Origin of the sequence: Microbacterium sp. LB12 (genome assembly GCF_037150835.1) — a bacterium.
GTDB lineage: Bacteria > Actinomycetota > Actinomycetes > Actinomycetales > Microbacteriaceae > Microbacterium.
The window spans coordinates 48,601-68,066 of the sequence record NZ_JBBCPF010000001.1 but is presented as its reverse complement, the minus strand read 5'-3'; the positions used below and the strand labels follow the sequence as shown (position 1 = coordinate 68,066).

16 protein-coding genes are annotated in these 19,466 nt (G+C 70.1%); 12 read left to right on the top strand and 4 right to left on the bottom strand.

Annotated elements, in window-relative coordinates; genetic code table 11:
- The first annotated feature begins 21 nt into the window (after positions 1–21).
- The 3 genes from WFM69_RS00330 (at position 22) to WFM69_RS00320 (ending at position 4,201) form a co-directional block, all read left to right on the top strand.
- Positions 22–1,023: a hydroxyacid dehydrogenase gene (locus tag WFM69_RS00330; protein WP_337000510.1), complete on the top strand. Its 1,002-nt coding sequence runs from the start codon at positions 22–24 to the stop codon at positions 1,021–1,023.
- Entirely contained in the window at positions 1,020–1,946 is a 927-nt protein-coding gene (locus tag WFM69_RS00325; protein ID WP_337000508.1) for a GNAT family N-acetyltransferase, read from the top strand. The genes WFM69_RS00330 and WFM69_RS00325 overlap by 4 nt, the downstream gene beginning before the upstream one ends.
- A 107-nt stretch (positions 1,947–2,053) precedes the next feature.
- On the top strand, positions 2,054–4,201 hold the full coding sequence (locus WFM69_RS00320) for a peptidase C14 (RefSeq protein ID WP_337000506.1): 2,148 nt from the start codon (positions 2,054–2,056) through the stop codon (positions 4,199–4,201).
- 112 nt (positions 4,202–4,313) lie between these two features.
- Here the strand turns inward: WFM69_RS00320 and WFM69_RS00315 are convergent, their stop codons facing one another.
- The 3 genes from WFM69_RS00315 to WFM69_RS00305 form a co-directional block, all read right to left on the bottom strand.
- Positions 4,314–5,765: an APC family permease gene (locus WFM69_RS00315; protein WP_337000504.1), complete on the bottom strand. Its 1,452-nt coding sequence runs from the start codon at positions 5,763–5,765 to the stop codon at positions 4,314–4,316.
- A 214-nt stretch (positions 5,766–5,979) separates the two neighbouring features.
- Positions 5,980–6,819 (bottom strand): SDR family NAD(P)-dependent oxidoreductase, encoded by an 840-nt coding sequence (locus WFM69_RS00310; protein ID WP_337000502.1) that lies wholly within the window; start codon positions 6,817–6,819, stop codon positions 5,980–5,982.
- An 8-nt stretch (positions 6,820–6,827) separates the two neighbouring features.
- The gene (locus WFM69_RS00305) at positions 6,828–7,478 is read right to left on the bottom strand and encodes a GntR family transcriptional regulator (protein WP_337000500.1); all 651 of its coding nucleotides are present in this window, start codon (positions 7,476–7,478) and stop codon (positions 6,828–6,830) included.
- 227 nt (positions 7,479–7,705) lie between these two features.
- Here WFM69_RS00305 and WFM69_RS00300 point away from each other — a divergent pair, with 227 nt between their 5' ends.
- From WFM69_RS00300 to WFM69_RS00265, 8 genes are all read left to right on the top strand, one after another.
- The gene (locus WFM69_RS00300; protein WP_337000498.1) at positions 7,706–9,244 is read left to right on the top strand and encodes an ABC transporter substrate-binding protein; all 1,539 of its coding nucleotides are present in this window, start codon (positions 7,706–7,708) and stop codon (positions 9,242–9,244) included.
- 1 nt (position 9,245) lies between these two features.
- Complete coding sequence (locus WFM69_RS00295) at positions 9,246–10,208, top strand: ABC transporter permease (protein WP_337000496.1); 963 nt, start codon at positions 9,246–9,248, stop codon at positions 10,206–10,208.
- A complete protein-coding gene (locus WFM69_RS00290; protein WP_337000494.1) occupies positions 10,201–11,049 on the top strand; it encodes an ABC transporter permease in 849 nt (282 codons plus the stop codon). Before WFM69_RS00295 ends, WFM69_RS00290 begins: the two co-directional genes overlap by 8 nt.
- On the top strand, positions 11,046–12,803 hold the full coding sequence (locus tag WFM69_RS00285; protein WP_337000492.1) for an ABC transporter ATP-binding protein: 1,758 nt from the start codon (positions 11,046–11,048) through the stop codon (positions 12,801–12,803). The genes WFM69_RS00290 and WFM69_RS00285 overlap by 4 nt, the downstream gene beginning before the upstream one ends.
- Complete coding sequence (locus WFM69_RS00280; protein ID WP_337000490.1) at positions 12,800–14,179, top strand: hypothetical protein; 1,380 nt, start codon at positions 12,800–12,802, stop codon at positions 14,177–14,179. Before WFM69_RS00285 ends, WFM69_RS00280 begins: the two co-directional genes overlap by 4 nt.
- A 352-nt stretch (positions 14,180–14,531) precedes the next feature.
- Positions 14,532–15,293: an SDR family NAD(P)-dependent oxidoreductase gene (locus tag WFM69_RS00275; protein WP_337000488.1), complete on the top strand. Its 762-nt coding sequence runs from the start codon at positions 14,532–14,534 to the stop codon at positions 15,291–15,293.
- Positions 15,290–16,366: an enolase C-terminal domain-like protein gene (locus WFM69_RS00270; RefSeq protein WP_337000486.1), complete on the top strand. Its 1,077-nt coding sequence runs from the start codon at positions 15,290–15,292 to the stop codon at positions 16,364–16,366. Before WFM69_RS00275 ends, WFM69_RS00270 begins: the two co-directional genes overlap by 4 nt.
- A 1-nt stretch (position 16,367) precedes the next feature.
- Entirely contained in the window at positions 16,368–17,204 is an 837-nt protein-coding gene (locus tag WFM69_RS00265) for an SDR family NAD(P)-dependent oxidoreductase (RefSeq protein WP_337000484.1), read from the top strand.
- Between the two features lie 100 nt (positions 17,205–17,304).
- On the opposite strand, the gene WFM69_RS00260 is transcribed toward WFM69_RS00265, so the two are convergent.
- On the bottom strand, positions 17,305–18,135 hold the full coding sequence (locus WFM69_RS00260) for a hypothetical protein (protein ID WP_442928421.1): 831 nt from the start codon (positions 18,133–18,135) through the stop codon (positions 17,305–17,307).
- Between the two features lie 104 nt (positions 18,136–18,239).
- On the opposite strand from WFM69_RS00260, the gene dinB reads away from it, so the two are divergent.
- Entirely contained in the window at positions 18,240–19,436 is a 1,197-nt protein-coding gene (dinB, locus tag WFM69_RS00255; RefSeq protein WP_337000482.1) for a DNA polymerase IV, read from the top strand.
- The last annotated feature ends 30 nt before the right edge of the window (positions 19,437–19,466 follow it).

The following is a 19,466-nucleotide window of genomic DNA, read 5'->3' as shown; positions in this document are numbered from 1 at the left end:
GCTGCGAGGAGTGCTGCTGCGATGAGCGCGCCGACCGTGGTCGCGGTCGTCTCGGAAGAGCTCTTCGCGGAGTTGTTCTCGACCGACGACGCGGCCCGGCTGCACGACGTCGCCGCGCGGCTGGGCGGGACGTTCGTGCGGGTCGACCGGCTCGCGGATGCCGACCTCGCAGAGGCGCGCATCGTCGTCACGAGCTGGGGTGTCGGCCCCTTCGACGACGCCGTGCTCTCCACCCTGCCGAAGCTCGCTCTCATCGCGCACACCGGTGCCACGATCAAGCCGTTCGCGACGGACGCGCTGTTCGACCGCGGCATCCTCGTGACGCAGGCCGGAGCGGGGATGGCGCGGTCGGTCGCCGAGGTGTCGCTGACGTTCACGCTGGCACTGCTGCACCGGGTGCCGGAGATGCACAACGCGCTGCGGGCGCGCGACGGCTGGTACGACGCGGATGCGGTGGGCGTGCAGCACGAGATCTTCGGCGCACCCATCGCCGTGATCGGGGCCTCGCGCACCGGACGCGCCTACCTCGAACTGATCCGTGCGCTCGGAGCCGATCCGCTGCTGGTCGACCCGACGATCGACGCGGCCGCGGCCCACGAGCTCGGCGCGGAACTCGTGGCGCTCGACGACGCGCTGCAGCGGGCGCAGATCGTGGCCGTGCACGCGCCCACCCTGCCCGAGACGCGCCACCTGATCGGTCGCCGTGAGTTGGCCCTGATGCGCGACGGTGCCGGACTCGTCAACACGGCGCGCTCCTGGCTGGTCGACGAGGCCGCGCTGATCGACGAGGTGCGCAGCGGCCGGCTCAGCGCCGCGGTCGACGTGTTCGACGAGGAGCCGTTCGCCGCCGACAGCCCGTTCCGCAGCCTGCCCGCTGCCCTCGTGACCCCGCATCGCGCGGCAGGCACGCGCGAAGGGCGGCGGCGTCAGGGGCGCATCGTCGCCGACGAGCTCGACGCCTTCGCCGCGGGACGACCACTCTTGCACGCCGTCGATCGCGCCCAGCTGGCCTCGATGGCATGACCGGCCCCGTGGTGCGGCTCGCCCGCGCAGAGGACGAGCCCGCGCTCACGGCCCTGTGGGCGACGGCGTTCACTCCCGCGCTCGCGCCCGACCAGTGGCTGGTCGACACGGATCGACTCGCGCACACGATCGTGGCCGCGGATGCAGCGGGTGTCTGCGGCTCGATCTACGGTCTCCCGACGCGGCTGCGCGAGTCCGACGGCGGCATCGCCGAGGTGCACGCGATCGGCAGTGTCGCGGTGGCCGAGCGTTCCAGGGGGCAGGGGCTCGCGCGGCAGCTCGTGGCCGCGACGCTGGAGGCCGGCCGCGACGCCGACTGGGCGCTGCTGTTCACGGGCACGCCCGAGGTGTACCGCTCCAGCGGTTTCGAGACCTTCTCGATGCCGCGAACGCTGTCGGGTCCGTGGCGGCCGCCGGCGAGCACCGGTGCCGGGGGCGCGGTCGTGCGGGAGACGGTGGGTGCGGGCAGTCTCGGTCCGCTGGGTGAGGTGTACGCGCGTTCGCGCGACGGCCGGGTGGTGCTGGCGCCGGTGCGCGGCGAACGCGCGTGGGCGATGGCCGAAGTGCGCCTGGGCGGGGCGACCCTGTACCGCTCGGAGGCAGACCCCACGGTCCGCGGGTACGCGATCGCCGAGAGCCGGGACCGGGTCGGCACGCTGCTCGAGATCGCGGTGCTCCCCGACGCGCCAGACGCCGCCGAGGTGCGTCGGGCGCTGCTCGCCGCCGTCGCCGCGGACTGGGCATCCGCGGGTGTGACGTCGTGCGACCTCGCGATTCCGGCGCTGCCGGAGGATGAGCTCGCCGCGCGGGCGTTCGCTCCCGAAGTCGTGCGGCACGACGATCGCACCGGCATGATCCGCCCACTCCGGCGGGAGGCGCGACTGCACGGCATCCGCCACTTCACGGCGGGCGACTACTTCTGAGCATCCGCTCGGAGCACAGCACTGGGGTCTGGGGATCGATCGGAGACGCGGCTCGGCCGGAAGGCCGGACGCCAGGACGCGGCGAAGAAGCCGCAAGGAGGATGACCATGATCCAGCAGGAGAAGACCGAGACCGCGGCTCTGCGCAGCCGACGCATGCTGTTGGCCGGGTTCGGGGCCGCCGCCATCGGCGGAGTGGCTGCCGTCGGTGCGTCGAGCCCGGCGCAGGCCGCGGGGCCGATCGTCGCGCAGAGCTCGTCCGGGTCGGCGAACGTCGCGAACGGCGGCACCGCGACCGACCTCGTGACGCGCAAGGGCAAGGACGGCGACCTCGCCCGCACGACCGGGTATGCGTCAGCCGGCGACGGCGGAGCAGGGCTCTACCGGTTCGTGAAGAAGGATGCGCCGGCGGCGAACGGCGGCACCGTGCTCGCGGCCCCGAAGGGCGGGGCCTGGGTGCTCATGCACGAGGGCGTCGTCGACTTCCGGATGTTCGGGATCAGGGATGCGAGCGTCAACGCCGACGACGCTCTCGACGCGATGGTGAACGATGCGAGCATCCACCGCATCGAGGCGCACAGCGACCTCAACTTCGTCCGTCGCCATAAGTTCTCCCGCTCGAACATCGCGTTCGACTTCGGTGGACACCTCATGACGACGGTCGGCATCGAGAACGCGGGCAAGGACGACCCCTTCGCGGCGGTCATGTTCTTCCGCGGCGAGGTGACGGATGCCGTGCACGAGGCCAGGCTCGGCGAGGTCGTGCCCGATCTGGGCGACGTCTTCCCGGTCGCCGACTCCTCGTTCTTCGTGGTCGGCGACTGGTACGCGGCCGAGGTCAACGCACTCTCCGGGCGCTGGGAGCGCGAGCTGCAGCGGCTGGTGCAGGTGACGCAGATCGTCGACGGCACGCACATCCGCATCAACTACAAGAACGGCTGGCCGCTCGGCAAGGACCGCACGATGACGTGGCGGCGGGTCGTGCCGGTGCAGGACGTGACGGTGTCGAACCTGAAGTTCCTCGGCACGGGCACCGACGAGTACACCGGTTCGCACCCGTTGGCGTTCGAGTACGCGGTGCGCTGCGACGTGGACCACGTCGATGGCACCGGCACGTTCTGGCCGCTCATCCAGCGCCGGTGGAACACCTACTACTCGACCGTGAGCTGCACGCTCAAGAACCCGACGTCGGTCACGTGGGGCGGTGCCGGCTACCTGACGCAGCAGATCTACTGCCTGTACGGCTACGTCGCCAACTGCCACACCGCGAACGCCCGCCACCTGAACGACTTCACCGCGAGCGCCTACTGCCTGGTGGAGAACTGCCACGGCGACGGTGACGACCAGGGTCCGTTCGTCACGCACGGGCAGTACGAGCACGACCTCACCTACACCGGCAACTCGGGGCTCATGACGTTCGCGAATTCCGGTGCAGCCTGGGGTTCTGCGGCCAAGCGCATCACGGTGCGCAAGCACGTGTGCTCCTGGTTCGTGGCGCGCGTGCGCATCACCGACCTCACCTTGGAAGACGTGCAGGTGATCGGCAAGCCCTCGCTCTCGGGGTCGGGCATGCTGTGGATCAACGCCGACGGCGCCCAGCTGCGCGGGTGCACGGCGTCCGACACCCTCATCATCACGCAGGCGTCCGACAACTCGTCGCGGCCCACGGTGATCGCCGACTCGCACTTCACGTTCGTCGCTCCCGGCGAGCTCACCAACGCCACGGTGAAGACCCCGGTCACGTTCGTCGACACCGTGCTCGACCGGGTGGGCGGCATGAAGATCACAGGTGCCGGGGCGGTCACGTTCCGCGGGTCGACGCTCAGCGCGGCGGACGATGCGGCGCCGATCGTCTCGTCGTCGGAGCGACTGCGGATCGAGGGGTCGACGCTCCGCAACGCGCGCATCGCGGCGGCCAGGGGCGAGCGGCAGGCGGTCGAGATCGCGGGATCGGACATCGCGATCAAGGGTGGAACCGGGGTCGCACGCACCGGCGACGGCGAGCTGCACCTGAGCCTGACCGACAGCACCTTCCGCGCGGAGGGTTCGGCGACGCACGTGTCGGTGACCAAGGGCGCGACCCACTACCGCGCGATCGGCAACCGCTTCGAAGGTGGCGCGTTCGAGCTGGCGGATGCCGCGTTCGGCTCGGCTTCCACCCTGCTGCACACCGGCAACGTCGAGTCGGGCGTGACCCGTACGGTCTTCCCCGCCGAGGGCGCCCGCGTGGTCGACACGGCCAACCTCGTCGTCTGACCCCGTCGGGTCCCGCTCCGTCCCGCGCGAGTGCACGGGATGCCCTCGAGTGCACGGCTTCTTCACGGCAGGAAGCCGTGCACTCGGCGGGAAGCCGTGCACTCGGGTGTGGCTAATCGGGCGTGCGCACGCGGCGGGGGCTGTCCGGGTTCAGGAGCGAGTGACGGCGACCGTACGCGAAGTAGACGACGAGCCCGATCGCGAGCCAGACGGCGAAGCGCACCCACGTCTCCCAGTGCAGCTGCGAGATGAGGAACAGCGAGAAGCCGACGCCGACGATCGGGACCACCGGCATGAACGGCAGACGGAACGTGCGCGGTGCGTCCGGCTTCGTGTAGCGGAACACGATCACGGCGATGCACACGACGACGAAGGCCGCCAGGATGCCGATGTTCGTGAGGTCGGCGACGGCGCGGATCGGGAACACACCCGCGAGGAACGCCGAGCCGATGCCGGCGATCCAGGTCACGCGCTGAGGCACGCCGCGTGGGTCGACCTTCGCGAACCAGCCGGGCAGCAGTCCGTCACGGCTCATGCTGAACCACACGCGGGTGGCGCCGAGCAGGAACGTGAGCATGACGGTGAGGATCGAGAGCACCGCGAACACCGAGATGATCGACGCGATCACGGGCAGCCCCACGCTGGCGAACGCAGAGGCGAAGCCCGCCTTCGGGTCGATGTCCTGGTAGTTCTGCATGCCCGTGAGCACGAGGGTCGCCGCGACGTACAGCAGCATCGCGATGATGAGCGACAGGATGATCGCCTTCGGCATGTGCTTGCGGCCGTCCTTGGCCTCTTCGGCGGCGGTGCTCATGGCGTCGTAGCCGAACACGGCGAAGAAGACCGTGGCCGCTCCGGTGAACACCGGTCCGAAGCCGCTCGGCATGAACGGGTTGTAGTTGTCGGTGTTGATGTAGAAGACCCCGAGGCCCACGATGAAGAGGATCAAGACGATCTTGATGCCGACCGCGACCAGCTCGAAGCGTCCGAACGTCTTGGCGCCGCGGCTGAGCAGGAACGTCACGAACAGGCAGATGAGGATCGCCGGGATGTTGACGACACCGCTCTTCTGGTCGAACGTCTCGGTGATCGCGGTGGGCAGGTGGATGCCGAAGCCGGAGAGGAACGCATCCAGGTAGCCCGAGATCCCGATCGCGACGACCGCGACGATCGCCACGTACTCGAGGAGCAGGTCCCAGCCGATGAACCAGCCGACCAGCTCACCGAGGGCGACGTAGCCGTAGCTGTAGGCGGAGCCGGCCCGCGGGATCATCCCGGCGAACTCCGCGTAGGAGAGGGCGGCCGCTGCGGAGGCGAGTCCGGCGATGAGGAACGAGATGAGCACCGCGGGTCCGACGCCGGGGCTCGTGGCGTCGCCGTGGGCGACGAGCCCGGCCAGCGAGAAGATGCCCACGCCGATGATGCCGCCGACGCCGATGGCCGTGAGCTGCCACAGCCCCAGCGACTTGAAGAGCCCGCTCTTCTCGGCCTCCTCGTTCATCTCGCCGATGGGCTTGCGTCGCCAGACCGAGTGGGCCTGGCTCTTCGGATCCGTGCGGGGCATCGATGCCTCCTGGGGTCTTCGCGGGCGCGCGAACGAGCGAGCGGTTGAGCGGGAAACGTGTAACACGTTACGCAGTCGAACGAGGACGCGCAATCCGCCGTCCGCCCGATCGCGGCCGTGCATGTGTCGGGAGAACGACCGGATGTCGGGCCGGAAGCCGTATTCCGGCCCGACAGCCGTGCGAACTCCCGACATCCGGGGGGCACGGCGGGGGTCAGGCAGGAACCCCGACGAGCTCGGCGCTGCGCTGCCACAGGGCTTCCGCGAGGGCGGCGTCGTTCACCTGCGGGTTGACCCTCGTGGTGAGGACGCGCTCGTCGTAGTAGGCGCCCGAGAACCAGGTCTCGTCGGGGGTGCCGTCGATGAACCAACGCAGGGTGGCACCGCCCTTGTCCGCACCGATGAGCATCACGTGCTTGAGCGGCGTGCGATACAGCAGCCGCATGATGCTCGACGACTCCGCCGCGAAGTTCGTGCGCACGGTGCCGGGGTGGAACGCGACCGCGCTGAGCCCTCGCGCATGGAACTTCGTGTGCAGGCTCTTCGCGAACAGCACGTTCGCGAGCTTCGCGTCGCCGTACGCCTTGTTGGGGCTGAAACGGCGGGCGTTGTCGAGGTCGTCGACGTCGAGGTGCCCGAACAGGCGGTGGGCGATGCTCGACGTGTTCACGACCGCGCCCTCGGCCCGGAGCAGCTGCGGCAGCAGCAGGTTCGTGAGCAGGAACGGCGACAGATGGTTGACCTGCATCGTCTTCTCGAACCCGTCGACGGTGGGGGTCTGATCTCCGAAGATGCCGCCCGCGTTGTTGGCCAGCACGTCGATCCCGTCATCGCCGACCGCATCCGCGATCTTCTGGGCCAGCGCCCGCACATCGTCGAGTCGCGCGAAGTCGGCGGTGAAGTGTTCAGCGCCCGTCTCCCCGGCGACGGCCTCGGTCTTCTCGACCGACCGGCCCACCAGGATGAGTCGATGCGGTGTGGCGGCGAGCTGGCGGGCGGCGGCCGCACCGATGCCGTCGGATGCTCCGGTGAGGACGATCGTCTTCGCGGCCATGGTCGCGGTCAGTCCGCCGACGGGGTGATGCGCTCGACCGCTCTGGTCACGTGCTCGGCGATCACCTTCTGCGCCCGGTCGGGGTCGCCGCTCGCGATGGCATCCACGATCTGCTGGTGGCTGCGCACGTGGTCCTCCTGCTCGGCGGGGTCGAGCGCCGAGTTGGCGGCATGGATGAACCCGGTGATGCGCCCGCGCAGCTGCCCGCTCACCTCGTCGAGGAACCGGTGTTCGGCGAGATCGGCGAGCGTCTCGTGGAACAGGCGGTCCTGGCGCAGCACTTCCTCGATGTTCCCGGGCGCCGCATCCGACATCGCCTGGATGATCACGCCGAGACGCGCGGCGGACTCCTCGTTCCATCGCTCCTGCACGCGGATGGCCATGAACTGCTCGAGCACGATGCGCAGGCTCGAGATCTCCTCCAGGTCCTGCGCGGTGAGCTCGGCGACGCGGGCTCCCCGGCGGGGTTCACGAGTGATCAGGCGCTCCTCGGCCAGGCGGGTCAGTGCCTCGCGGACCGGGATGTGGCTGACGCCGAGGCGCTCGGCGAGCTTGCGTTCGACGAGCCGCTCGCCCGGGGCGAGCTCGCCGGAATGGATCGCCGCGCGCAGCTCGTCCGTGACCTGTTCGGCGATGTTCTGATCCGAGACGCTGCGCACGTGGCTCCTCTGTCTGTGCCGGAAGCCGCGGGCGGCTCTCGGTCGAGTTCCTGCATCGACCGATGCTATGGCAGATTTGCCTCGGGGGCGGGATGACGGTCCGGCGAGCGTAACGAGAACGTAACCGCATCCGTTCGATTCGCACTAGACGAGGCGTCCGTTTTGCTACATGCTATAGCGAAACCCTTCCTTACCCGAACGCATCACCCCGACCCTTGGAGGCACCCATGTCGCGTCGTCGTGTACTGCTCGGCGGAGCAGCGTTGCTCACCGCCGCGCTCATCACCGCTGGTTGCAGCAGCACCCCATCCACCCCCGACGGCCAGGCGCAGGACGGCGGCACCCTCACCGTCGCCGCGGCCCAGGGCATCCCGCAGCTGAACCCCGCCATCCGCACCTTCGCCTGGGAGGAGGTGCTGTTCCCGCTGCTGTGGAACGGCCTCACCAAGACCGACGAGTCCGGCGAGATCGTCGGCGACCTCGCCGAGAGCTGGGAGACCTCGGAAGACCAGAAGACCTGGACCTTCACGCTCCGCGACGGCGTCACCTTCTCCAACGGCGACCCGTTCACCGCGGAGGATGCCGTCGCGTCGTTCGACTACTACCTCGACCCCGACACGGCGACGCAGGAGAAGAACAAGATCGACATGGTCACGGATGTCACGGCATCCGACGACAAGACCGTCGTCGTCACCCTGTCCGAGCCGATCGCGACCTTCGCCGCCGGCATCGTCTGGGTCAAGATGCTCGACGTCGACGCGCTCGACACCATCGACAAGGAGCCGATCGGAACCGGCCCCTACATCGTCGAGAAGTTCACTCCGGACGACAGCCTGACCCTCGTCCCCAACCCCGAGTACTTCGGCGAGGCGCCCGCCCTCGACGAGATCACCATCGTCAAGGCCGCCGAGTCCACCGCCGCCGTCACCGGTCTGCGCTCCGGCGACATCGACGTGCTGTGGTCCGTGCCGCAGGGTGACGTCGCCGGCCTCGAAGGCGGCGGCGACATCGCCCTCGTCACGCCCGACAACCCCAGCCAGTGGCCCTCGTGGGAGGTCGACACCCAGTCGGCGCCGTTCAACGACGTGCGTGCCCGCCAGGCACTCGCCTACGCGACCGACCGGGAGGCGATCCTCGAGGCCGCCTACTACGGACAGGGAACCGTCTCGCCGACGAACAACGCGCTCGGCGAGGTCAACCCCTGGTTCGGCGGCGACCTGACCGACTACTCCTACGACCTCGACAAGGCCAAGGCGCTGTTCGCCGAGGCGGGCATCACCGAGGGCAGCACGCTCACCTGGTGGGGCATCGCCGGGCAGTACCCGGAGTGGAACACCAGCGGCGAGATCCTGCAGGCCAGCCTGAAGGAGATCGGCATCACGCTGAAGATCGACAACAACGACGTGGGCACGTGGGTGGACTCCTTCTACCCGGCGGGCAAGAGCTTCCCCGGCTACATCGTGCCGAACTTCCAGTCGACGCCGCCGGAGCCCGCGTACTCGCTGAACTTCTACCTCGACGGTCGCTGCGAGTGCAACTGGGTCGACCCCGACTTCCAGACCGCCTTCGCCGCTGCCGTGGCCGAGCCGGACGAGACCGCACGGGCCGAGAAGTGGGGCACCGTGCAGACGATCATCAACCAGCAGGTCCCGCTGATCGTGCCGCTGCAGTCCACGGTGGTCACCGCGACCAGCACCAAGGTCGACGGCGTCTGGGTCGAGGGCGGCGGACAGCTGCACCTCGAGAACGCGCAGCTGAAGGGCTGACGTGCTCCTTTCCGTCCTTCGGCGGGTGGCGATCAGCATTGCGATGCTGATCGCCACCTCGCTTCTCGTCTTCGTGGTGCTCCGGCTGCTGCCGGGCGACCCCGTCATCACCCGTCTCGGCTCGACGCCGGGAGTGGACGCCGAGATGCTCCAGCGCCTCCGCCAGGAGGCCGGGCTCGACGCTCCGATCATCGAGCAGTACCTGCGCTGGATCGGCGGCGTCTTCACCGGCGACTTCGGCCAGTCGTACTTCAACCAGTACTCCGTGTCCGAGCTCATCGCCCAGCGTTTCCCGGCCACGCTCGAGCTGACTCTGATCGGTATCCTGCTGGCCGTGCTGATCGCCACCCCGGCCGCGGTGATCGCCTCGCTGCGTCCGCTCGGCGTGGTCGACCGCATCCTCACCGCCGTCTCCACCGCGGGTATGGCGCTGCCGCAGTTCCTGATCGGCATCGTGCTGATCGTCGTGTTCGCCGTGCAGCTGAAGTGGCTGCCCGCCCGCGGCTACACCCCGTTCAGCGAGGATCCCGCCGACAACCTCGTGCGGATGATCCTGCCGGCGCTCACCCTGGCCTTCGCCGCGGCACCGCTGCTCATGCGCTTCCTGCGGGCATCCATGGTCGAGGTGCTCGATGCGCCCTACATCCGCACCGCCCGCGGCAAGGGCCAGACCGGCACCGGCGTCGTGATCGGTCACGCGCTGCGCAACGCGCTGATCCCTGGGCTCACGATGCTCGGACTGATCGTCGGCTACACGCTCGGCGGCGTCGTGATCGTGGAGTACGTGTTCGGCGTCCCCGGTCTCGGCTCCCTCGCGATCGACGCCGTGTTCAAGCGCGACTACGCGGTGCTGCAGTCGGTCGTGCTGCTCATCTCCGCGATGTTCATCCTGACCACGCTCATCGTCGACCTCCTCTACGGCGTGCTCGACCCGCGTCTTCGTGCAAGGAGCAGCCGTGGCTGACACCCTCACCCTCGCCCTGCGCTCCGCCCGCCCGCGCCGGCGGATCGCGCTCGCCTCCTGGGTCCCGCTCGCCCTGCTGGCCCTGATCGTGCTGGCCTGCGTGCTCGCGCCGATCATCGCGCCGTACGATCCGTCCGCGCAGTCGTCCGACCGGTTCGCCGGTCCTTCGGGCGCGCACCTCTTCGGCACGGACGAACTCGGACGCGACCTGTTCAGCCGGGTGCTCTACGGCGGCCAGCTGACCGTCTTCATCGCCGCCGGTGCGACCCTCGTCGCGATGGTGCTCGGTATCGCGTGGGGAATGGCGGCGGCGTTCGGCCGTGGCATCCTCGACGAGATCCTGATGCGTCTCGCCGACACGGTCATGGCGATCCCGCAGATCCTGTTCGCGCTGGTGTTCATCTCGGCGTTCGGCGCCGACCCCGTGAAGCTGGCCGTGATCATCGGCATCCTGCTCACTCCGACGACCGCCCGCCTGGTGCGCTCCTCGGTGCTGAGCGAACTGCAGGAGGACTACTTCACCGCGGCCGTGGCCTTCGGGTCGAAGCGCAGCCGTCTGCTGTTCGCGGAGGTGCTGCCCAACGCCCGCGGGCCGATCGTGGTGCAGGCGGCGATCAATGCCGCCAACGCGATCCTGCTGGAGGCGTCGATGAGCTTCGTCGGGCTCGGCATCGCGCCGCCCGAGGCCACCTGGGGCACTCTCGTGCAGCAGGGCTACCAGAAGATGTACCAGTCGATCGGCTACGTGCTGTTCCCCGCGCTGTTCATCTTCGTCACCATCTGGCTGCTCAATGTGCTCGCCGATCAGTTCGGCGGCGATCGGAAGGGGAAGGGTCGATGACGGATGTCGCACCCGTCCTGCAGGTGCAGGACCTCACCGTCTCCTACGGCGACGCGATGCCGGTCAAGGGCATCACGCTCTCGGTGCGACCGGGCGAGCGGATCGGCCTGGTCGGCGAGTCCGGTTCCGGCAAGTCGCTCACGGCCCTGTCGATCATGCGCCTCAACGACGGGGCGAGGCTCGGCGGCAGCATCCGGCTGCGCGACCGCGAACTGCTCACGCTGAGCAAGCGGGACATGACGCGGGTGCGGGGCGGCGAGATCGCGATGGTCTACCAGGACCCGATGTCGTCGCTGAACCCCGTGCGCACGATCGGGCACCAGCTGGTGGAGGCGATCCGGCTGCACGAGCGGGTGTCGAAGGAGGCCGCGCGCGCCAGGGCGGTGGAGCTGCTGACCGAGGTCGGCGTGCCGCTTCCCGAGGAGCGCCTGGCGCAGTACCCGCATGAGTTCTCCGGCGGGATGCGGCAGCGCGTCATGATCGCGATGGCCATGTCGTCGCGCCCTGCCGTGCTGATCGCGGACGAACCCACCACGGCACTCGACGTCACCACCCAGTCGCGCATCATCGACCTGCTCGACCGCCTGGCCGAAGACCACGGCACCGCGGTCGTGCTCATCACGCACGACCTGGGTGTCGCGGCCGGCTTCTGTGAGCGCATCCACGTGATGCGGCACGGGAAGATCATCGAGGAGCAGCCGGTCGACGCGCTGTACGCCGCGCCCGAGCACCCGTACACGAAGGCGCTGCTGGGTGCCGTGGTCGACCTCACCGTGGACGTGCATCAGCCGATCCGCACCTCCGCCGAGGTGCTGGAGCGCGGCACGGAGCCGGTCGTGGAGGCGGGCTCGATCAGCGCGGTCGACCGCGCCCGCGAGTCCGGTGACGTGCTCGTCGACGTGCAGGGCGTGTCGAAGGTGTTCACGCTCGGCTCCGGCCGGCGGGTGACCGCGGTCGACGACGTGTCGTTCCAGATCCGTCGCGGCGAGACGTTCGGGCTCGTGGGCGAGTCGGGGTCCGGCAAGTCCACCGTGTCGAAGGCCGTGCTCGCGCTCGGCGGGATCGACGCGGGAGCCGTGGTGTTCGACGGACACCGCCCGCACGAGATGCGTGGCGAGGAGCTGCGCAGACTCCGCCGCCGGATGCAGATGGTGTTCCAGGATCCGTTCTCGGCGCTGAACCGGCGGCAGACGGTGGCGCAGATCATCGAGGCGCCGCTGCTCGCGCACGGCATCGGCACCAGGGCGATCCGTGCCGAGAAGGTGCGCGAGGCGATGCACCGGGTGCGGCTGGACGAGGAGTTCGCACACCGGCTGCCGCGGTCGATGTCGGGTGGGCAGTGCCAGCGCGTGTCGATCGCGCGGTCGCTCGTGCTGGAACCGGAGTTCCTCGTGCTCGACGAGTCGGTGTCGGCGCTCGACGTGTCGATCCAGGCGCAGGTGCTCAACCTGCTGCGCGAGTTGCAGGCCGAGCTCGGGCTCACGTACCTCTTCATCAGCCACGACCTCGCCGTCATCCGGTACATGTCGTCGACCGTCGCGGTCATGCAGCAGGGGCGGATCGTCGAGGTCGGCGCCCGTGACGCCCTGTTCGCGAACCCGCAGCACGAGTACACGCGCGGGCTCATGGCCGCGATCCCCGTGGCCGATCCGGTGCTCGAACGCCGACGGCGGGCCGAGGCCGCGGCCCTGTGGCAGGCTCAGGGAACGGTGACCGGCGTCGTGCCGTCCGCCGTGGGAAGGAACGCACGATGACGGGCACGCAGTTCGGCGATCGCATCCGCATCCCCCGCACACAGGCGCGCATCGGCGTCGCGCGACGGGACATCACCCCTCCCACCGGCATCCGCGCCAAGAACTGGGGACCCGCCGACTGGGAGCGGTCGGAGGGGGCGCACCGTCCCTTCGAGCTGACCGCGCTCGCCGTGATCGGCGGCGATGCGCGTCCGCGCGTGCTGCTGGCGGTCGACGCCACCTGGTGGCGTCGCGTGGCCGACGAGCAGCAGGTGCGGGGCGCGATCCTCGCAGGCCTCGGACTCGATGCCGATCAGCTGATGCTCTCCCTCTCGCACACGCATGCGGGAGCGGTGCTGTGCGCGGCCGACGCGCACCTGCCGGGCGGCGAGCTGATCCCCGGGTACCTCGATGCGCTCGCCGCGGCCGGTGTCGCGGCCGGACGCGAGGCACTGGACGATGCCCGCCCCGGACTCATCGAGTGGACGACCGGCACCTGCACGCTCGCCGCCGACCGCGAGCTCGACGTCGACGGCAGGCCTTTGGTGGGATACAACCCCGCGGGCACGGCCGACGACACGGTCACGATCGGACGACTCAGCGTCGACGGGGAGGTGCGCGGCACGCTCGTCAACTACGCCTGCCACCCGACCACGCTGGCCTGGCAGAGCCGCGAGGTCTCCCCGGACTACGTCGGAGCGATGCGCGAGATCGTCGAGGCCGCCACCGACGCGCCGTGCCTGTTCGTGCAGGGTGCATCGGGCGAGCTGGCACCGCGCGAGCAGTACACGGGCGACGTCGCGGTCGCCGACCGCCACGGACGGTCACTCGGTCACGCGGTGCTCGCCGCCCTCGACGCGCTTCCCGTCCCCGGGGAGGAGCTGACGCTCGACGGTGTCGTGGAGTCGGGTGCCCCGCTGGCGATCTGGGCAGGGCATCCCGCCACCGGAGGAGATGCGGCGACCGGGTCGATGACGAGCATCGAGCTGCCGCTGCGCGACCTCCCGACGATCGACGAGCTCGCCGAGGAGTGGAAGGACATCGACCCGCGCTCCCGCGACGAGCGCCTGGGTCGAGCCCGCAACCTGCGCGACGGCTACATCGACGGACCCACCGTGCAGCATCCGGTCTGGGCCTGGCGGCTGGGGGATGCGGTCGTCGTCGGGCATCCGGGAGAGGCGTACTCGCGACTGCAGACCACGCTGCGCGCCCGCTTCCCGGAGACGCCGATCGTCGTGATGAACCTGACCAACGGTCCCGGTTTCGTCTACCTGCCGACACGCGACGCCTACGACCGCGGCGCCTATCAGGCCTGGCAGACGCCGCTCGCACCCGGAGGTCTCGACCTGCTCGAGGAGCACCTGATCGAGGTCGTCGGGGCGCTCATCGACGCCTGATCTGCGACGCGAGGGTGCGACACCGATCCGTCGCTGAATCGCCGCGATTCCGGGAGGCGGTGTCGTGGTTGCCTCCCCCAGGCGGGGGGCGTGCGGGGAGGCAACCACAGAAACGCGTCCACGTTCCCCAGAAACATGGGCGGTAAGAATCTCCCCAGATCCTCAGACCTAAGTAACCATCCCGGGGTGGGTGACGGCAACGATCTTGGGGAATCCCTGACACAACCCTCAGGATTCTCCCCGCCAGCGGTTCAGCTTGCCGGGGGATCCTGAGGCGGTCTCCCCGAACCTCGACGCGAGAGTGAGCGACCGACTACACTTGCTATAGCAAATTCGAACGTCGAGGAGAGACATGACCGCGCAGCGCCCCGTCGCCATCGTCACCGGAGGATCGGCCGGTATCGGCTGGGAGATCGGGCAGCGTCTGTCCGCAGACGGCTACCTCGTCGTCGCCACCGACCGCGTGCCGGGGCTCACTGCCGCCGACAACCCCGCGGGCATCCTGTGGCGCGAACTCGACGTCACCGACCACGCCGCTGTCGACCGCGTGTTCGGCGAGATCGAAGCCGAGCTCGGCCCGATCGAGGTGCTCGTGAACAACGCCGGCATCCAGCGCCACCGCGGCATCGAAGACCTCAGCTGGGACGAATGGGCGGCCGTGGTCGACGTCAACCTGCACGGGGTGTTCTCGGCGTTGCAGGCCGCGGGCAAACGGATGCTGGAGCGCGGAGAGGGACGCATCGTGAACATCTCCTCCATCTCGTCGCGCGGATCGGCCGGGCGCGCGCCCTACGCCACCACCAAGGCCGCCGTGATCGGCCTGACCTCGACGGCCGGCGCCGAGTGGGCCGCACGCGGTGTGCGCGTCAACGCCGTCGCCCCCGGCTACGTCGATACCGGGGTCTTCCGTCAGGGTGTCGAGGCGGGCACGCTCAGCCTCGACACGATCCTGTCGCGCATCCCGGCGAAGCGCCTGGCCGATGCGAGCGAGATCGCCGCGGCGGTCAGCTTCCTCGTCTCCGACCAGTCGCGCTACATGAACGGCCAGACCCTCTACGTCGACGGCGGCTTCATGGTCGACTACGGCATTCCGCTCGCGAAGAAGCCCGAATGAGCGCGATCGCCCGCATCGACACGGCCACGGCCGTGCTGCCGCTCCCCGCGCCGCTGCAGCTGGGGGCGATGACGGTCACCCGCCGCGAGTACAGCGCGGTGCGGGCGACGGCTGACGACGGCACGACCGGCGTGGCGTACTGCCTCTCCCGCGAGGCGCCGATGGCCGAGATCGTCGAGCGACTCGTGGCCGTCCATGCGATCGGCGCGGGTGCCGACGACCCCGCTGCGACCTGGGAGCGGATGCTGCGCGGCAGTGCGATCGTCGGTCGCGTCGGCCTCGTGCGTCGGGCGATCGGCCTGGTCGACATCGCGCTGTGGGACATCGCTGCGCGCCGTGCGGGTCTGCCGCTGTGGACGCTGCTGGGCACGGGGGATGCCCCGCGCGACTCGATGCTCGTCGCCGCCTACCCCTCGCCGTCGCGGACTCCGCGCGACGTGGCCGCCGAGGTGCTCGCGCAGGCACGCGGCTGGACGAACGTGAAGATCTCGCGCATTCCCGACCCGGCATACATGCGCGAGCTGATCGCGATCCTGAACGCCGAGCTGCCCGCCGACACCGGACTCGTGGTCGACGTCGGCTTCGGCTGGCCGGACGCCGAGACCGCGCTCGCCGAGATCGCGCAGTGGGGGGATCCGCAGCTGGCGTGGCTGGAGGACCCGCTGCTCCCCGAGGATGCAGCGGGTGTCGCCCGCATCCGGCAGGGATCGGGTCTGGCCGTGGCCGTCGGCGACGAGGTGACCGACCCCGCCGTGCTGAGGGCGCTGGTGGAGGTCGGCGGTGTCGAGGCGCTGCGATTGGACGTCGTCGCGATCGGCGGTGTCACCCCGGCGCGCGAGCTGATCGCCTGGGCGGCCGAGCGGGGCGTGCCCGTGTCCGGCCACGTCTATCCTGAGGTCACCGCGCACCTGGGCATCGGCGTCGAGACCTTCGCGCGCGGCATCAACCCCTACGACCCGGCGCCGTCGTTCGTCGTCGGAGGGCCGACCTTCGAGGGCCGCATCCGGCCGACGGATGCTCCGGGCCTCGGCTTCGCGCTCGACCCTGCCGTCTTCGGATTCGAGAAGGACTGACATGACAGACTCCCGCAGTTTCGTGGATCGCAGTGCGATGAATCGCAGTGTCGTGATGAACCGCAGTGTGGTCGTGACCGGCAGCGGCAAGGGCATCGGTCGCGCGGTCGCCGAGCGCCTCACCGCCGACGGCTGGATCGTGGTCGGGCTCGAGCGCTCGCCGGGGTCGGGGACGGTCGAGGAGGGCATCGTGGCAGAGGTCGTGCTCGGCGATGCGGCCGATCGTGCCACGCATGAGCGTGCGGCCGCTGCGGCGCGGGCCAGGGCTCCTCTCGCGGGCTGGGTCAACAACGCCGGCATCACGAAGCGCACCCCGCTGCACGAGCTCGATGAAGACGTGGTGCGCGAGATCCTCGGCATCAACGGTTTCGGCTACATCTGGGGCTGTTCCACTGCGGTGTCGGCGTTCGTCGACCAGGGTGTGGCGGGTGCGATCGTGAACATCGGATCGATCCACGGTCGCGCCAGCTTCACCGATCACGCGGCCTACGAGTTCACCAAGGGCGGCATCGACGCCCTCACACGCAGCGTCGCAGTGACATATGGCGGTCTCGGCATACGAGCGAACACGGTCGCCCCTGGTGGCGTGCGCACCCCGCACCTCGAGGCGCAGATCGCGCGTGCCGCCGACCCCGCGGCCGAGGAGCGCGCGCTCGCGGAGGGGCCGCCCATGGGACGCATCGCCCGTGCCGAGGAGGTCGCCGCGGTCACCGCATTCCTCCTTTCGGATGAGGCGCCGTACCTGTCGGGGCAGTCCATCGCGGTCGACGGCGCCTGGACGGCATCCTTCGGCGACATCGCGCTCGACCCGGGGTTGCGGGAGCGCTTCGACGGCTGAAGCCCGGCAGGCCTCGAGAGGAGATCTCGGCGTCGGGAGGATCCTCGCCGCCGAAGTCTCCTCCGCACGGGGAGTTCTCCGCCCGACGGGGAGTGCGCGCTCACCGGAGGTACGCGTCCACGAGCAGCCCGCCACGGATCGCGCGCAGTTCGTCGATGATGCGCGCGAGGCTCTTCGCGCCCACCGATGACAGCGCGAGGTCGTGCGGACCGAGGGGTTCGAGCTTCCCGGTGCGGATGCGGATGACCTCCCACCCCGCGGCACGGATCGCACGGTCCTTGCGCAAATCGGCATCCTGCCTCTTGCCGACGTGCTCCAGGCCGTGGCGACCGACCGTGTCGTACTCGATCGCGACCCGCAGCTCCGGCAGCACGATGTCGGGCCAGACCTCGGTGTGACGGAAGAAGGGGCGCGACACCTTCACCGCGTTGACCGTCGCATCGAACGCGATCAGCCCACCGAGCTCGGTACGCAGGCGTCCCTCCGCCGCCGATGCGGGGCGCGGGGCGCAGCCGCTCACGAACGCGGTTCCGGTGGGGAGGTCGGGGGTCTTGGTGCACACCGCCGGCGCCGGGCGGCGGGGCTTGCGGGGGATCGCACGTGCCTCGCCGAGCACGACCGGCTGCGGGCGGGCGAGCGCCGAGCACTCCGGGCACCACGCCGAGCGACGTCGTACGGGACCAGGGCGCTCGCGCTGCTCGGTGGGGGTGGCGACGAACCGGTGCCCGAGCGCGCACTCCCAGCACAGCAGCACATCGGCCGCGAGCGGGATCTGCGACAGGACGATGCCGTTGTTCAGCTCGGGGTGGTACTGCCGCACGAGCTCCGGATACGCCAGCCACCCGGCGCGGTAGGTGCCCACGTCATACGGAACGGCGCGACCGCGGGAGAACTGCCGTCGCGCCCACCACTGCATCACGGGTTCCGGCACGCGCCGACCATACCTCCGGGCACGGACACCGCATCGTCGCCCGTCGAGGCCGGGTCCGATGTCCCCGGTCCGTGCGACGATCCGCACGTCGACAGGAGAACAGGATGCGTGGGGAAGCGACGGTGCTGCATGCCGACCTCGATGCGTTCTACGCCTCGGTCGAGCAGCGTGACGCGCCCGAGCTGCGGGGGCGGCCCGTCATCGTGGGCGGCGGGGTCGTGCTGGCCGCGAGCTACGAGGCGAAGGCGCGCGGGGTGCGCACCGCGATGGGCGGGCGACAGGCGCGCGAGCTCTGCCCCGACGCCGTGGTCGTCCCGCCGCGGATGGAGGCCTACTCGGCGGCCAGCAAGGACGTGTTCGCGATCTTCCGCGACACCACACCTCTCGTCGAGGGACTCTCGATCGACGAGGCGTTCCTCGAGGTCGGCGGTCTGCGGCGGATCGGAGGCACTCCCGAGCAGATCGCGGTGCGGCTGCGGGAACGCGTGCGCGCGGAGGCGGGGCTGGCCATCTCGGTCGGGGTCGCCCGCACCAAGTTCCTCGCCAAGGTCGCCAGTGCCGTGAGCAAGCCGGATGGGCTGCTGGTCGTGGAGCCCGATCGTGAGGAGCAGTTCCTGCTTCCGCTTCCCGTCGAACGGCTGTGGGGTGTGGGCGCGGTGACGGCCGAGAAGCTGCATCGCTACGGCGTCCACACGGTGGGCGAGCTCGCCGAGCTCGAAGCGGCGACGGCGGAGCGGATGCTGGGCAAGGCGACGGGTGCCCATGTGCACGCGCTGGCTCGTCTGCGGGATCCGCGACCGGTCGACGCCACCCGGCGCCGTGGATCCATCGGCTCGCAGCGGGCGCTCGGAAACAGACCCCGCTCGGCCGAGGAGCTCGACCTCATCCTCACGCAGATCGTCGACCGGCTGGCGCGGCGGCTGCGCGATGGCGACCGCGTCTGCCGCACCGTCGTGCTGCGGCTGCGCTTCGGCGACTTCTCGAAGGCCACCCGCTCCCGCACGCTCGGTGCCCCCACCGACCGCACGGCCATCGTCCTCACCGTGGCCCGTGCTCTGCTCGCCGCCGCGCTGCCGGAGATCACCGCTCGCGGCATCACCCTGATCGGCTTCTCCCTGTCGCAGCTCGACCGCGCCGACCGTGTGCAGCCCGAGCTGCCGATCGACTGGGGGGATGAGGCCCGCCTCGACACCGTGCTCGACGACCTCCGGGATCGCTACGGCGCCGCCTCGGTCTCGCGGGCCGCACAGCTCGGTCGCGACCCGGGGTGGTCGTCGCCGATCCTCCCCGAGCACGAGTGATCGCGTCTGTTGGCTAGAATACTGGGCCAA

Excerpts from the sequence above, each read along its gene's own strand:
- WFM69_RS00325 (WP_337000508.1), top strand. The coding sequence starts at position 1,020 with ATGACCGGCCCCGTGGTGCGGCTCGCCCGCGCAGAGGACGAGCCCGCG.
- WFM69_RS00265 (WP_337000484.1), top strand. The coding sequence starts at position 16,368 with ATGACAGACTCCCGCAGTTTCGTGGATCGCAGTGCGATGAATCGCAGT.
- WFM69_RS00270 (WP_337000486.1), top strand. The coding sequence starts at position 15,290 with ATGAGCGCGATCGCCCGCATCGACACGGCCACGGCCGTGCTGCCGCTC.
- WFM69_RS00275 (WP_337000488.1), top strand. The coding sequence starts at position 14,532 with ATGACCGCGCAGCGCCCCGTCGCCATCGTCACCGGAGGATCGGCCGGT.
- WFM69_RS00330 (WP_337000510.1), top strand. The coding sequence starts at position 22 with ATGAGCGCGCCGACCGTGGTCGCGGTCGTCTCGGAAGAGCTCTTCGCG.
- dinB (WP_337000482.1), top strand. The coding sequence starts at position 18,240 with ATGCGTGGGGAAGCGACGGTGCTGCATGCCGACCTCGATGCGTTCTAC.
- WFM69_RS00300 (WP_337000498.1), top strand. The coding sequence starts at position 7,706 with ATGTCGCGTCGTCGTGTACTGCTCGGCGGAGCAGCGTTGCTCACCGCC.
- WFM69_RS00315 (WP_337000504.1), bottom strand. The coding sequence starts at position 5,765 with ATGCCCCGCACGGATCCGAAGAGCCAGGCCCACTCGGTCTGGCGACGC.
- WFM69_RS00280 (WP_337000490.1), top strand. The coding sequence starts at position 12,800 with ATGACGGGCACGCAGTTCGGCGATCGCATCCGCATCCCCCGCACACAG.
- WFM69_RS00310 (WP_337000502.1), bottom strand. The coding sequence starts at position 6,819 with ATGGCCGCGAAGACGATCGTCCTCACCGGAGCATCCGACGGCATCGGT.
- WFM69_RS00320 (WP_337000506.1), top strand. The coding sequence starts at position 2,054 with ATGATCCAGCAGGAGAAGACCGAGACCGCGGCTCTGCGCAGCCGACGC.
- WFM69_RS00285 (WP_337000492.1), top strand. The coding sequence starts at position 11,046 with ATGACGGATGTCGCACCCGTCCTGCAGGTGCAGGACCTCACCGTCTCC.